The organism is Bacillus sp. GW823-FHT06B01 (genome assembly GCF_058952315.1).
This window is the reverse complement of record NZ_JBXAHR010000001.1, coordinates 722,024-735,749: the sequence shown is the minus strand read 5'-3', so window position 1 is coordinate 735,749 and position 13,726 is coordinate 722,024. Positions and strand designations below refer to the sequence as shown.

Below are 13,726 nucleotides of genomic sequence, written 5' to 3'. Positions count from 1 at the left end.
CTTTTTTACATATGAAATCACATGGGTCTTTAAAGATAGCTTTGAGCGTAGAGAGAAACTGAAATAAAAGTAAGATCGGGTAAAGACTAGTATTGAAAAATATAAAAGATGGAAGTAGCATAGGGGATTTACGCATAAAGTAATATCGATGGTAAAATTAACAAAATTTTCATTTGATTCAGATAAATATGTGGTGCTTTTAACTTATAATAATGTTAATACAATGAAAATACGGCTGCGAATTAGTTGTTTTAAAAATCAAATTTAGATGGGAAGAGGATAATGAAGACCAGAGATAGTTATAAAATTATTGTAATTGGTGCTGGGACGGCAGGAATATCTTCTACTGCACATTTGTTACGAAATGTACCCCTATTGAAAGAAGATATAGCAATTATTGATCCATCAAAAAAACATTATTTCCAACCACTATGGAGTTTAGTAGGGGGAGGAATTGTTTCAAAGGAAAGTACGATGCGTGATCAAGAAGTGCTTATTCCAAAAGGTGCAACGTGGATTCCTAAAAGTGTCGTTAAGTTGTTTCCGGAAGAAAATAAGCTACTTTTAGATGATGGACTGCTGCTTGAGTATGAAATTCTTATTGTAGCAGCCGGTATACAAATAAATTGGGATGGTATTAAAGGCTTGAAGGAGTCTATTGGGACTAATGGGGTTTGTAGCAATTACTCTTATAAATATGTTGATTCTACTTGGAGAGAAATTGAAAAATTTAAAGGAGGAAATGCAGTTTTTACTCACCCCAATACGCCTATTAAATGCGGTGGTGCTCCACAAAAGATTATGTATTTAGCAGAAGAGTATTTTTGTAATAGCGGTGTAAGAAACAAAAGTGAAGTAATGTTTTATACTGCGAACGCTAACATATTTCAGGTTCCACTTTATGCAAATACATTAGAACAAGTAATTGAAAGAAAGCAAATTATAACAAATTATTATAAAAACTTAGTAGAAATTATCGCTGAGAAGAAAGAAGCAATTTTTGAAGATACGCAAACACTGAAAAGAGAAACAGTACCATATAGTATGATCCATGTTGTTCCACCAATGGGGCCACCTAGTTTTATTAAAGAGAGTGAGATAAGTGATTCTCAGGGGTGGGTAGATATAAGCCCTTATACTTTGCAGCATGTACAGTATAAGAATATTTTCGGACTTGGAGATTGTACCAATTTACCCACCTCTAAAACTGGAGCGGCAATTCGAAAACAAATACCTATCTTAAAACAAAATATTATGGACGTACTTAACGGAAGAGACTTACAGGCTAAATATGATGGATATACATCCTGTCCGATTGTTACAGGTTATAAAAGTCTAATACTAGCTGAATTTAACTATGAACATGAACCTCAAGAAACGTTTCCGTTTAATCAAGCGAAAGAACGGTATAGTATGTTTTTACTTAAAAGATATATGTTGCCCTATATGTATTGGAACTTTATGTTGAAAGGGATTCTATAAGAGGAGAGAGAAAGTGGTAATAAAAATTGAAAAGCAAGTTGAAATAACTATTTGGAGGGAATAGCTATGCTTTTAAAATATTTTTATGATGAAAAATTAGCACATGCTTCCTATTTAGTCGGTTGTCAGAAGGAAGGCGTAGCAATTGTAATTGATCCAGGTCGCTATATAGAACAATATATCGAATTTGCTAAGAAAGAGGGAATGGAAGTAATTGCTGCGGCTGAAACTCACATTCATGCAGATTTTCTTTCTGGGTCTAGAGAACTTTCTAATCTTTATGATGCAAAGTTATATGTATCTGATGAAGGAGATTGTGATTGGAAATATCAATATCTTAACGAAGGTCGATACAAATTGGTTAGAGAGGGCACAGAGTTTAAAATAGGTCATATAAAATTTAATGTAATTCACACCCCAGGGCATACGCCTGAAAGTATTTCTTTTTTAGTAACGGATACAAGTCAAAATAATTATACGAATGAAAAGCCAATGGGAATATTCACAGGTGATTTTATATTTGTAGGAGATATAGGAAGACCGGATTTATTAGAAACTGCTGTAGGTATGAAAAATACTGCAAAAATAGGAGCGAAACAATTATTTAATTCTATACAAAAAATAAAAATACTCCCTGATTATTTGCAAATATGGCCATCACATGGTGCAGGAAGCGCATGTGGAAAAGCATTAGGAGCAATTCCAACTTCTACATTAGGTTATGAAAAGATGTTCAATTGGGCATTTCAGTGTAATGAAGAAAGTGATTTTGTATCGACTTTATTGAGGGGACAACCAGAGCCTCCAAAGTATTTTTCATTAATGAAGAATTTAAATAAGTCTGGTCCTCCAATTCGTAAGAAGAGAGAAGTTATTGCTATTGATACAGTAGAAAAACTTCAAGAAGTTATGACAAGCGTTCAGCAAATAGTTGATATAAGGGAGGTAGAGAGTTTTGCTTCTGGTCACATCGAGAAATCAATTAACATACCGCATAACAATTCCTTTACAACTTGGTGTGGATGGTTACTAGATTATAAAACAGAAACTTTAATCGTTCTAGATGAGGAAAAGGTTAGAGTGGAGGAAGTTATTAGAGACTTTGAATCTATTGGGCTCGATAATATTATTGCTTTTGTACCTGTAAAGGTAATACAAAGATTTAATAGATTAGAAAGTTACAAAGAAGACACATCAATCGAATTATATCCGCATATAAAAGGTGGAAGTGTTAAGGTAATCGACGTGCGTAGTAAAAAAGAGTGGGAGGAAGGACATCTTCATAATGCAATACATATCCCTTTAGGAAATCTATTTAAGCAGCTAGATTGTATACCAAAAGATTGCCCAATAGTTTTACAATGTCGAACCGGATTGCGTTCCGCTATAGCAGCTAGTATTTTACAAAGAGCAGGTATAAAGGAAGTAGTGAATTTAAAGGGAGGATTTCTTGCATGGAAAAAAGAAGGGCTTCCTTATATAACATGTAATCGCAATGTGTAGGGAAATAATTTTTATTAATTTATCCGATAAGGAAAATTGCGGATTACATAGGAGTATATCTATATATAGGAGCAATACAGTTAGATAGTGTATTAAAATAGGAGAAATAGATGATTTATTCTATAGACCTGAATTTATTCAGAATTATGCTGATGAGCAAATAGATATAGTTTTATCAGGACACGCTCATGGTGGACAATTTAGGTTACCATTTATCAGCAAATTAGTGGTTCCAAATCAAGGTGTTTTACCTAAATATACAACCAGTTTATATGAAAAACAAAATACGTCTATGGTAGTAAGTAGAGGATTAGGCAATAGTATCATTCCGCAAAGAATTTTTAATAGGCCAGAACTTGTAGTCGTACAGTTAAATTGAACTGTACGATTTTTTGTACAGAAAAAATAGGCCATATGCATTTTATACAAGTTAACATTACAGTTTTGTTAAAATTTTTCTACGTTACATAAAGTAACAAAATTTGACCCGGAGAGTTTGTTATAGTGTAAATAATCAAAAAACTTAAAAATTAGTCGAGTGAAAAGTGTGATAAGCAATTCAGTAAAAAACTTAAAGGGGTGTACACATGCATAAAGAATATGAAATTGAAGAGTATACGGCGATTGAGGAACAAATACATTATTATTGTAAATGTTTATTAGTAAGTCATCCTGATCAAATTATAAAGTATTTAGAAAAAAGGTTAGAAAAATATGCAGAAACATTACAATATGCCCATTTATATCCCGACACAGTTATATTACCGTTACAGCAATTAGTTATCGAATATTCTTTAGATGTTGCTAGAATTAGAAAATATATGAATTTAAAAACGTAAAATGAAATATATAATTTAAATGAAACAGAGTCGACTTTAAGAAATGAAATTCTAATGTCGACTCTGTTTCATTGTTTAAGATTGAAAATACATACTAATCAATGAAGTTTGACATATAATTACGCAAGAGTAAAATGAAAGTGAGTACTCACTCATTTTGAAAAGGGAGAAGAATACATGCAGCAACCTGCCATTATTTTACGAACCGTGTCAAAAAGTTTTTGGAAAAAAGAAGTTTTACACAATCTTTCATTGCAAGTTGAAAAAGCAGAGATATTTGGTTTAGTTGGGCCTTCAGGTTCAGGGAAAACGACTCTTATTAAATTGATTGCAGGTATTAATGAGGCAACGAAAGGTGAAGTGCTTGTATACAACACGAACATGCCTAATTTAAATGAAATGAAAAGAATTGGTTATATGGCTCAGGCTGATGCATTATATGAAGAACTATCAGCATATGAAAATGCAGATTTTATTGCAACGATGTATGGATTAAAAGGAAAACATAAAAAAGAAAGAATCGAAGAGGTTTTTGACCTTGTACAATTATCAAAACATATAAGACAGCAAGTGCAGCATTTTTCAGGTGGGATGAAGAAGCGTTTATCATTAGCGATAGCACTCCTTCATGAACCTGAAATATTAATTTTAGATGAGCCAACAGTGGGGATAGATCCACTTCTTAGAAAAACAATCTGGGAAAAATTTTATGATTTGAAAAAGAAAGGCACAACTATTATTGTAACGACGCACATTATGGATGAAGCTGAATTTTGTGAGCATTTAGGGTTGATTAGAGAAGGAAAGCTAGTTGCGACTGGAACACCTGAAGAATTGAAAAAACGGGTATCATCAGGACGGATTGAAGATGTCTTTTTGTTGGAAGAGGTGGCCCTATCATGAGAGTTACTGGTGTAATCATTCGTATTATTCGCCAATTTTTTCGAGATAAACGTTCGTTAGCGATGATGTTTGGGGCACCAATGTTATTACTTTGGTTATTGTCTCTAGTGTTTACACAAAAAGACTATGTACCGCATATTGCTGTAGTTGATGTGCCTGCTCCTATTGTAAAAACAATGAAAACTCAAGAAGCCTCAATTTATGAATACGGCAAAGAGAAAGCAATTTCAGAGTTAGAACAGCAAAAGGTAGATGCAGTAATTTATTTAGAGAATGGGAAAATGAATGTTTTATTAGAAGGAAGTGATTCATCAAAAAATCGTGCTGTACTTCAAGTTTTACAAAAGAGTTCAGAAAAGAATGATGTATCAGTTATGAAGCCTGAAGTAAATTACTTACATGGCTCTAAAGACTTTACAATGTTTGATGGGCTTGGCCCCGTATTGATTGGTTTCTTTACATTTTTCTTTGTATTTATATTATCTGGAGTTTCCTTTGTTAGAGAACGTTTAAGTGGTACATTAGAGAGGTTATTGTCCACTCCAGTGAGAAGATGGGAAATAGTTGTAGGATATATTATTGGTTTTGGAATCTTTGCATTTATACAATCAATTATAATCGTGAATTTTTCAGTTTATATTTTAGACTTGTATGTAGCTGGCTCCATATGGCTAACGCTACTTATTACATGTATGCTTTCTTTAACAGCACTAACTTTAGGGACATTTTTATCAGCATACGCAAATAATGAATTTCAAATGATTCAATTTATACCGCTTGTCATTGTGCCACAAATTTTCTTTTCTGGGTTGTTTCCAATTGAATCTATGAATAAGTGGCTACAAATGTTAGGGAAATTATTTCCGCTCACATATGGAGCTGACGCAATGAGACAAGTGATGATTCGAAATCAAGGATTTACAGAGATTGCGTTAAATCTAACTGTATTACTACTTTTTTCTCTATTATTTGCAATAGGGAATGTATTTGCATTAAAGAAACATCGGAAAATATAATGATGATACAAAGGGGCATTATAGATGAAGAAGGATTGGTTGGATGAATTAATTGCCGCAACTAATACGGATAAACGAAATGAACGTCAAATGCGTATTTTAGAGGCAGCTGTTGATATGTTTGGAGAAAAAGGATATGCATCAACTTCTACAAGTGAAATTGCAAAGCGTGCTGGTGTAGCGGAAGGAACAATCTTCCGCTACTATAAAACGAAAAAAGATTTATTGTTAGCAGTCGTCATGCCGACATTAACAAAGTTTGCTGCACCATTTTTCGTACAAGCCTTTGCAAAGGAAATATTTAAATCGAAGTATGAATCATATGAGGGACTTTTACGATTTGTCATTCATAATAGATTTGAATTTGCTCAAAAGCACTTTCCTATGATTAAAATATTAATTCAAGAAGTACCATTTCAACCAGAGCTAAAAAATGAAATACAACAATTATTAGAAACGGAACTTTTTTCACATTTCAAAAAGTTGATTGTGAAGTTTCAAGAAAAAGGAGAAATTATTGAGATACCACCATCTTCTGTATTACGTCTTACTTTATCAGCTGTATTAGGTTTACTATTAACACGATTTTTATTATTGCCTGAAGAAAAATGGGATGATGAAGTGGAAATTGAAAATACGATTCAATTTATATTGTATGGATTAACGCCACGAATCTAACTATAACAACATTTTAGGGGTTTGATTTTTGGTATTTAAATAAATGTAATTTAATAGGTTTAATCATAAGTAAAAATATGTTGATGTGTGAATTACATATACTATTTTTAAGCAAATAATAAATCGCCTTTAAAAAGGCGATTTATATTCATTATACAATTTTGATAGATAAGTACTTGTTTACGAAAAACATTCTAGATTAACGTACTTCTTTGTCTCTTCTTCTAAGACCTAATAATCCTGCTAGACCTAATAAACCCAGCCAAGCCCAATTATTATTTCTATCATGATTATTATTTATATCATTTGTCGTATTTACATTTCGAGTTCTCACATCATTATTAACTCTGTTCAAGTTATTATCATTAACTCGAGTTGACATATCAGTGTTATTAACTCTATTCATATGATTTCCATCGTATTCAGCTTGGGCAGATGTGCCTAAAAACATAATAGATAGTGCTAAAACACTTAAAATAGATGATAATTTTTTCCTCATAAATTTCCCCTCCTTTCCTATGTATTAATTTCTCCATTGCTTTTGTACATTATTCGTATCACAGTATCTAAATCATAAAGTTAAAATTATTAGAACTATCTTTAATCTCCATTATTAAAAGGACAGGTAAATACAACGAAGCGGTTAACAAAAGTTAACCGCTTACTCCATGTTATGCTTGATCAGATTGAAGAACATGTAAAGGAGGAGGAATAATCCAGCCTTTTTTCTTATTTAACCGTAGTAAGGTAGCACCTGCTTGTGCCTTTTTCATATGGAATTGTCCAAACATCATTCCTACGTCTTCTCGAAGTGATTGTCCCATCGCTTGGCTACATGCTACTAGTCCAGCAGCAAGATCCATAGAAACTTTAGCTGCAATTTCTGCGTCATTAATACGAGCACCAGGAGGGATTGTTTCAATAGATGCAACTGGACGCTCTGGAGGTGCTGGTGGTAATGCCACACCGTTTGATTTTAACAAGTTTTTTAGTTCTTCAACTTCTGATTGGATATCATTTTCTATAAGATTTTCTAAAAACTTTTTTAAGTCCTCGTCTCCAGAATGATTGACAAGAACTTGGTAACCAGCAATTGCACCTTGTGCCCCTGCAAGATAGCTCCAAATGGCAAAGACTTCTCCGTAATGCATTGGTTCATTTTGGGGATTACCACTTAATACTCCCATTTTAATATGCCTCCTTAAAATGAATGGATTTTTTGAAATATTTTTTACCAAAGAAAAAATGCTTCTGAAAATGTTCCGTAATAAAGAAAGTAGGTTTCTAAAATTCATTTGGAACACCCTAACTACAAGTAATACTTTCTCAGTCTATAATGTACAAATATAAAGAATATATTCCAAATAACTTGGGATTAAAATTCGTATTAAGACTTATTTTAATTTAAATGTAAAGAGGAGAGGAAAGAATCTGTAACTATGCTAGTAAAGATGGATTGTGTTTAGACAAAAATGTATTAACAAGTTTGTACAAGAACTTGTTAATACATATACGAAATAGATTTGAATTGCAGTTGATATAGCATTAAATTTATAGTTATTATAAAAATAATCAATATAAACAGACTTTGCTTAAGATACTAATATCAGTACAATTTAGATTGTATGGATTGATACAATGGAGGTAATGAAATGCGGCAATTTGCAAAACCAACAATAGTTGTAAGTAAATGTTTAGAATTTGACGCCTGTCGTTATAATGCAGAGATGATACCAGATGTAACAATACGAAATTTGCAGCCATTTGTTACATTTATACCTGTTTGTCCAGAAGTCGAGATCGGATTAGGGACTCCTCGTGAAACGATACGAATTGTAGAAGAAAATGGTGTGAATAGGCTTGTACAGCCGTCGACACGAGAAGATGTAACTGAAAAAATGGAGCAATTTTCAAATGTCTTTTTACAAACGATATCTGATGTGGATGGTTTTATTTTAAAGAATCGTTCGCCGAGTTGTGGTACGCGTGATGTGAAAATTTATTCTAGTTTTGAAAAAGCACCAGCAAAAGGAAAGGGATCTGGTTTATTTGGCGGAGCAGTAATAAAAAATTTTTCGCATCTTCCAATTGAAGAAGAGGGTAGATTGTCGAATTTTATTATTAGAGAACATTTCTTTACAAGGCTGTTTACAATCGCGCATTATAAAATGATTAAACATACTAAAAACATAAAAGAACTCGTATCATTTCAATCAGACTATAAGTATTTATTTATGGCATATAATCAAGTGAAACAAAAAGAATTAGGGCGTATTATTGCAAATCAAAAAAATGAAACGATTGAAGTGGTATTTGAAAACTATGAGAAGACTTTATATGAATTATTTATGCGCACACCCCGCTATACATCGAATGTAAATGTATGTGAGCATATTTTTGGATATTTTAAAACTAAGCTGAAAAAACAAGAAAAAGATCATTTTTTAGATTTGATACAAAAGTATATAGAAAAGAAAATCCCGCTTAGTAGCTTACTTGCAATTTTAAAATCATGGGCCATTCGATTTGACGAAAAGTATTTATTAAGACAAACATATTTTGAACCTTACCCTGAAGCTTTAGTAGAAATTTCTGATTCGGGAAAAGGTAGAGATTATTAAACGATAAACTACATAATTCGACAAGAAAACTCCTATGTTGTTGTAGAACAATGTAGGAATTTTTTTGTGCATTAGTACAGAATCTGTTTTAAAATTAAGTTATGACAGAATTATAGCAATTATCTAACTAATATTCGTGTCTTTTAATTCGTAATGTTTGTAGTAGAAACTCGCACGCTGTCGAAACTCAATATTCGATAAGGGGTGTGTAGCGGAATGGAATTTACTCTAACTCGCGAAAAACAAATGATTAAAGAAATGGTACGTGACTTTGCTGAAAAGGAAATCGCACCGAAAGCTGTATATTATGACAAAACTGCGGAATTTCCATATGAAACATTTCAAAAAATGGGCGAACTAGGATTATTAGGAATCCCATTCCCTGAAGAGTATGGAGGTTCAGGTGGCGATACTGTATCGTACGCGTTAGCAGTTGAAGAAATTGGTCGTGCTTGTGGTGGGACAGGATTAAGTTACGCTGCAACAATTTCATTAGGTGCTTCTCCAATTTATTATTTCGGTACAGAAGAACAAAAACAGAAATATTTAATTCCAATGGCATCAGGTAAAACTTTAGGTGCTTTCGGATTAACTGAGCCGAACGCTGGATCTGATGCAGGTGGTACACAAACGAAAGCTGTATTAGATGGAGACGAGTATGTTATTAGTGGTGAAAAGTGTTGGATTACAAATGCAGAGTATGCAAATACAATTATTGTAACCGCTATCAACGGTGTTGAAGATAATGGTAGAAAGCGTATTTCGGCATTTATCGTACCGACTACAAGTGAAGGATTAACGATTTCAAGTCCTTACGATAAGATGGGTGTTCGTGCTTCTAATACATGTGAAATCGTACTTGATGGTGTACGTGTACCGAAAGAAAATATTCTTGGTGATGTAAATAAAGGATTTAAACAATTCTTATATACACTTGATGGAGGACGTATTTCAATTGCAGCATTAGCAGTAGGTATTGCACAATCAGCATTTGAACGTGCACTGCAATATGCGAAAGAACGTCAACAATTTGGAAAGTCAATTTCTAATTTCCAAGCGATTCAATTTAAATTAGCTGATATGGCGACTGAAGTAGAGCTAGCCCGTAATTTAGTACATAAAGCAGCTTGGTTAAAAGATAACGATAAACCTTTCGGTAAAGAAGCGGCTATGGCAAAACTTTTCGCATCTGAGGCTGCTAGTCGTATTGCAAATCAAGCGGTACAAATTCACGGTGGATACGGCTATATGCGTGAATATGAAGTAGAACGACATATTCGTGATGCAAAACTATTAGAAATTGGTGAAGGAACTTCTGAAATTCAACGTCTCGTAATTGCTAGACATTTAGGATGTAGATAAAAAGGAGGAATCACTATGTTTCAAAAAATATTAATTGCCAATCGCGGGGAAATCGCAGTTCGTATTATGAAAACTTGTCAAAAACTTGGCATTCGCACTGTTGCTATTTATTCTGAGGCAGATGAAAATGCCTTACATGTAAAAATGGCAAATGAAGCTTACTTAGTAGGTGGGCCGCGTGTCCAAGAAAGCTATTTAAACCTTGAAAAAATTATTGAAATAGCTAAGAAGACAAATGTTGAAGCAATCCATCCGGGATATGGATTATTATCTGAGAATCCATCTTTTCCGGTTCGCTGTAAAGAAGAAGGAATCGTATTTATCGGTCCTTCAGAAGAAATTATAACGAAGATGGGAAGTAAAATCGAATCACGTATTGCGATGCAAGCTGCAGATGTCCCAGTAGTTCCAGGCATTACTACAAATATTGAAACTGCTGAAGAAGCAATTGAAATTGCTAAACAAATTGGTTACCCATTAATGTTGAAGGCATCCGCAGGCGGCGGAGGCATTGGAATGCAGTTGATGGAAACTGAGCAAACGCTCACCAAAGCATTTGAAAGCAACAAAACGAGAGCACAAAACTTCTTCGGTAACGGAGAAATGTATTTAGAGCGCTATATTGCAGATGCACATCATATTGAAATTCAGCTTTTAGCAGATACACATGGTAACACAGTGTATTTATGGGAGCGTGAATGTTCAGTACAGCGCCGAAATCAGAAAGTAATTGAAGAAGCACCTTCACCATTTTTAGATGAAGGTACACGAAAAGCGATGGGTGAAGTTGCTGTACAAGCTGCTAAAGCTCTAGGGTATACAAATGCTGGTACAGTTGAGTTTCTAGTAGATGATCAGAAGAACTTCTATTTCTTAGAGATGAATACGAGATTACAAGTAGAGCATCCGGTTACAGAAGAAATTACTGGTTTAGATCTTGTAGAACAACAACTTCTAATTGCATACGGTGAGAAACTATCATTTACACAAGATGATGTAAAACGTAGTGGTCATGCCATTGAGGCACGTATTTATGCAGAGGATCCGAAAACTTTCTTCCCATCACCTGGGAAAATTACAAATTTAACGCTTCCATCAAATGTACGTATTGATCACTTTTTGGAGAATCAAGTCACGATTACACCTTTCTACGATCCAATGATTGCGAAAGTCATTGCTCATGGTGAAACTCGTGAAGAAGCAATTTCAAAATTACATGATGCTTTAGAAGAATTAAAAGTAGAAGGTATTAAAACGAACACGCCAATGTTACTTCAAGTATTGGAAGACGATGTGTTCAAAAGTGGTATTTATACAACAGGTTTTGTAACGAAACAACTTGTTAAAAAATAAGATTTAACAATATTAAGGGGGAAAAAATGATGACGAAAGTATATGCATCGATGGCAGGAAATGTATGGAAGATTGTTGTAGGAGTAGGAGATACAGTAGAGGAAGAGCAAGATGTCGTCATTTTGGAATCTATGAAAATGGAAATTCCAATCATTTCAGAAGAAGCTGGCACAGTTATGAAAATTAATGTGCAAGAAGGCGATTTTGTAAATGAAGGAGATGTATTACTAGAAATTGAATAGGGAGATATAGGGGGAAGCGAATTGAAACTACCTAATTTTGCTGTCATTAAAGAAGTCGGGCCACGTGATGGCTTACAAAATGAAAAAAAGATTGTTGGCACAAAAGATAAAGTAAAATGGATTCAACTACTTACAGAGGCGGGATTATCGTACGTTGAAGTTTCCTCATTCGTTCACCCTAAATGGGTCCCTGCATTAGCAGATGCAAATGATGTGTTTTCTGAGCTAAAAAGGGAACCAAATGTTACATATGCAGCGCTTGTTCCAAATCAAAATGGTTTGGAACGAGCTTTTTTGCAAAATGTAGATGAGGTGAATGTTTTTTTATCAGCAAGTGAATCTCATAATAAAAGTAATATTAATAAATCAATTAAAGAAGCATTAGTTGTAATTGAAGATATAACAAAACAGGCATTATTCGAAGGGAAAAAGGTAAGAGGCTATGTTTCTACTGTATTTGGATGTCCTTATGAAGGGGATATAAGTGCCACAGCAGTTGACGAATTATGTAATCAACTATTTTCATACGGCATTTATGAAGTATCTCTTGGTGACACGATTGGTGTAGCGAATCCACTACAAGTAGAGCGAGTATTAGAGCATTTATTAAAGAAATATGATGCTTCGCAGTTTGCAATGCACTTCCATAATACGTATGGAATGGCTCTGGCGAATGTAGTTAAGTCATTAGAATATGGTATTACAACATTTGATAGTTCTTGTGGTGGTCTTGGTGGATGTCCATATGCACCAGGAGCATCAGGCAATGTTGCAACCGATGATTTAGTTCATATGCTTCATAAGTTAGGGGTCCAAACGAATATTGATGAAGAGAAGTTATTGAAAGCGAGTCAATTCATTCAAAGTAAATTAAATATCCAATTACCGAGTCATGTGTATAGAGCGCTTCAACATAAAACGATAAGTAGGTGAGAAGATGCTACAACTACAAAACATTTCAGTTAATTATGTAACACCTCACGTTGTAAAGATTTCGTTATATCGTGAAAGACAAGCAAACTCATTATCTTTAGCGTTATTAGAAGAGTTACAAAACATATTAACTCAAATAAGTGAAGAGTCCAATACTCGTGTAGTTATTTTAACAGGTGCTGGTGAAAAAGCGTTTTGTGCTGGTGCTGATTTAAAAGAACGTGCTGGTATGAATGAGGAACAAGTTCGCCATGCTGTTAGTATGATTCGCACTACTATGGAAATGGTTGAACAATTACCACAGCCAGTTATCGCTGCTATAAATGGAATCGCACTTGGTGGTGGTACGGAATTAAGTTTAGCTTGTGATTTTAGAATTGCGGCTGAATCTGCAAGTCTTGGTCTTACTGAAACTACACTTGCAATTATACCAGGAGCAGGTGGTACGCAGCGTTTGCCAAGATTAATTGGTGTTGGTAGAGCGAAGGAATTAATTTATACAGGAAGACGTATTTCGGCGCAAGAAGCAAAAGGATATGGTTTAGTAGAATTTGTTGTACCAGCTCATTTACTTGAAGAGAAAGCAATTGAAATAGCAGAGAAAATTGCTAGTAATGGTCCTATTGCTGTTCGATTAGCAAAAGAAGCAATTTCAAACGGTATTCAAGTTGATTTACATACCGGATTACAAATGGAAAAACAAGCGTATGAAGGTGTAATCCATACGAAAGATAGATTAGAAGGATTACAAGCATTCAAGGAAAAACGCACACCAATGTATAAGGGGGAGTAAA

General features: G+C 34.0%; 14 protein-coding genes and 1 pseudogene. 13 read left to right on the top strand and 2 right to left on the bottom strand.

The window, feature by feature from the left end:
- The first annotated feature begins 282 nt into the window (after positions 1-282).
- The 7 genes and pseudogenes from AC1Q8N_RS03885 to AC1Q8N_RS03855 all read left to right on the top strand — a co-directional run bounded on the left by AC1Q8N_RS03885 (position 283) and on the right by AC1Q8N_RS03855 (position 6,421).
- Positions 283-1,482, top strand: a complete 1,200-nt coding sequence (locus tag AC1Q8N_RS03885) for an FAD/NAD(P)-binding oxidoreductase (protein WP_098080749.1) — start codon at positions 283-285, stop codon at positions 1,480-1,482.
- A 66-nt stretch (positions 1,483-1,548) separates the two neighbouring features.
- Positions 1,549-2,985, top strand: coding sequence for an MBL fold metallo-hydrolase (locus tag AC1Q8N_RS03880; protein ID WP_098077108.1), 1,437 nt, complete (start codon positions 1,549-1,551; stop codon positions 2,983-2,985).
- Positions 2,986-3,100: 115 nt separating this feature from the next.
- A pseudogene (locus tag AC1Q8N_RS03875) lies at positions 3,101-3,364 on the top strand (metallophosphoesterase); the annotation flags it as partial.
- Between the two features lie 208 nt (positions 3,365-3,572).
- Positions 3,573-3,824, top strand: a complete 252-nt coding sequence (locus AC1Q8N_RS03870; protein ID WP_000548621.1) for a hypothetical protein — start codon at positions 3,573-3,575, stop codon at positions 3,822-3,824.
- A 177-nt stretch (positions 3,825-4,001) separates the two neighbouring features.
- Positions 4,002-4,727, top strand: coding sequence for an ABC transporter ATP-binding protein (locus tag AC1Q8N_RS03865; protein ID WP_098630524.1), 726 nt, complete (start codon positions 4,002-4,004; stop codon positions 4,725-4,727).
- Positions 4,724-5,743, top strand: coding sequence for an ABC transporter permease (locus AC1Q8N_RS03860; RefSeq protein WP_098077114.1), 1,020 nt, complete (start codon positions 4,724-4,726; stop codon positions 5,741-5,743). The genes AC1Q8N_RS03865 and AC1Q8N_RS03860 overlap by 4 nt, the downstream gene beginning before the upstream one ends.
- A 24-nt stretch (positions 5,744-5,767) precedes the next feature.
- On the top strand, positions 5,768-6,421 hold the full coding sequence (locus AC1Q8N_RS03855) for a TetR/AcrR family transcriptional regulator (RefSeq protein WP_098077117.1): 654 nt from the start codon (positions 5,768-5,770) through the stop codon (positions 6,419-6,421).
- Between the two features lie 199 nt (positions 6,422-6,620).
- Here the strand turns inward: AC1Q8N_RS03855 and AC1Q8N_RS03850 are convergent, their stop codons facing one another.
- Positions 6,621-6,920 (bottom strand): WGxxGxxG family protein, encoded by a 300-nt coding sequence (locus AC1Q8N_RS03850; RefSeq protein ID WP_098077120.1) that lies wholly within the window; start codon positions 6,918-6,920, stop codon positions 6,621-6,623.
- A gap of 172 nt (positions 6,921-7,092) precedes the next feature.
- Positions 7,093-7,608, bottom strand: a complete 516-nt coding sequence (locus tag AC1Q8N_RS03845; RefSeq protein WP_087986148.1) for a DUF3231 family protein — start codon at positions 7,606-7,608, stop codon at positions 7,093-7,095.
- 465 nt (positions 7,609-8,073) lie between these two features.
- Between AC1Q8N_RS03845 and AC1Q8N_RS03840 the strand changes: the two genes are divergently transcribed.
- From AC1Q8N_RS03840 to AC1Q8N_RS03815, 6 genes are all read left to right on the top strand, one after another.
- A complete protein-coding gene (locus tag AC1Q8N_RS03840) occupies positions 8,074-9,042 on the top strand; it encodes a YbgA family protein (protein WP_098077123.1) in 969 nt (322 codons plus the stop codon).
- Positions 9,043-9,258: 216 nt separating this feature from the next.
- Entirely contained in the window at positions 9,259-10,404 is a 1,146-nt protein-coding gene (locus tag AC1Q8N_RS03835) for an acyl-CoA dehydrogenase (RefSeq protein ID WP_000397260.1), read from the top strand.
- A 15-nt stretch (positions 10,405-10,419) separates the two neighbouring features.
- Positions 10,420-11,757, top strand: coding sequence for an acetyl-CoA carboxylase biotin carboxylase subunit (locus AC1Q8N_RS03830; RefSeq protein WP_098077126.1), 1,338 nt, complete (start codon positions 10,420-10,422; stop codon positions 11,755-11,757).
- A gap of 26 nt (positions 11,758-11,783) precedes the next feature.
- Positions 11,784-11,999 (top strand): acetyl-CoA carboxylase biotin carboxyl carrier protein subunit, encoded by a 216-nt coding sequence (locus AC1Q8N_RS03825; RefSeq protein ID WP_001987345.1) that lies wholly within the window; start codon positions 11,784-11,786, stop codon positions 11,997-11,999.
- A gap of 21 nt (positions 12,000-12,020) precedes the next feature.
- Positions 12,021-12,932, top strand: a complete 912-nt coding sequence (gene mvaB / locus AC1Q8N_RS03820; RefSeq protein ID WP_048546963.1) for a hydroxymethylglutaryl-CoA lyase — start codon at positions 12,021-12,023, stop codon at positions 12,930-12,932.
- A gap of 4 nt (positions 12,933-12,936) precedes the next feature.
- Positions 12,937-13,725 (top strand): enoyl-CoA hydratase, encoded by a 789-nt coding sequence (locus AC1Q8N_RS03815; protein ID WP_098123816.1) that lies wholly within the window; start codon positions 12,937-12,939, stop codon positions 13,723-13,725.
- The last annotated feature ends 1 nt before the right edge of the window (position 13,726 follow it).

Bases quoted from the DNA above. Each gene is read 5' to 3' on its own strand.
- AC1Q8N_RS03850 (WP_098077120.1), bottom strand. From the start codon at position 6,920: ATGAGGAAAAAATTATCATCTATTTTAAGTGTTTTAGCACTATCTATT.
- AC1Q8N_RS03870 (WP_000548621.1), top strand. From the start codon at position 3,573: ATGCATAAAGAATATGAAATTGAAGAGTATACGGCGATTGAGGAACAA.
- AC1Q8N_RS03885 (WP_098080749.1), top strand. From the start codon at position 283: ATGAAGACCAGAGATAGTTATAAAATTATTGTAATTGGTGCTGGGACG.
- AC1Q8N_RS03880 (WP_098077108.1), top strand. From the start codon at position 1,549: ATGCTTTTAAAATATTTTTATGATGAAAAATTAGCACATGCTTCCTAT.
- AC1Q8N_RS03830 (WP_098077126.1), top strand. From the start codon at position 10,420: ATGTTTCAAAAAATATTAATTGCCAATCGCGGGGAAATCGCAGTTCGT.
- AC1Q8N_RS03840 (WP_098077123.1), top strand. From the start codon at position 8,074: ATGCGGCAATTTGCAAAACCAACAATAGTTGTAAGTAAATGTTTAGAA.
- AC1Q8N_RS03815 (WP_098123816.1), top strand. From the start codon at position 12,937: ATGCTACAACTACAAAACATTTCAGTTAATTATGTAACACCTCACGTT.
- AC1Q8N_RS03845 (WP_087986148.1), bottom strand. From the start codon at position 7,608: ATGGGAGTATTAAGTGGTAATCCCCAAAATGAACCAATGCATTACGGA.
- AC1Q8N_RS03855 (WP_098077117.1), top strand. From the start codon at position 5,768: ATGAAGAAGGATTGGTTGGATGAATTAATTGCCGCAACTAATACGGAT.
- AC1Q8N_RS03860 (WP_098077114.1), top strand. From the start codon at position 4,724: ATGAGAGTTACTGGTGTAATCATTCGTATTATTCGCCAATTTTTTCGA.
- AC1Q8N_RS03835 (WP_000397260.1), top strand. From the start codon at position 9,259: ATGGAATTTACTCTAACTCGCGAAAAACAAATGATTAAAGAAATGGTA.
- AC1Q8N_RS03825 (WP_001987345.1), top strand. From the start codon at position 11,784: ATGATGACGAAAGTATATGCATCGATGGCAGGAAATGTATGGAAGATT.
- AC1Q8N_RS03865 (WP_098630524.1), top strand. From the start codon at position 4,002: ATGCAGCAACCTGCCATTATTTTACGAACCGTGTCAAAAAGTTTTTGG.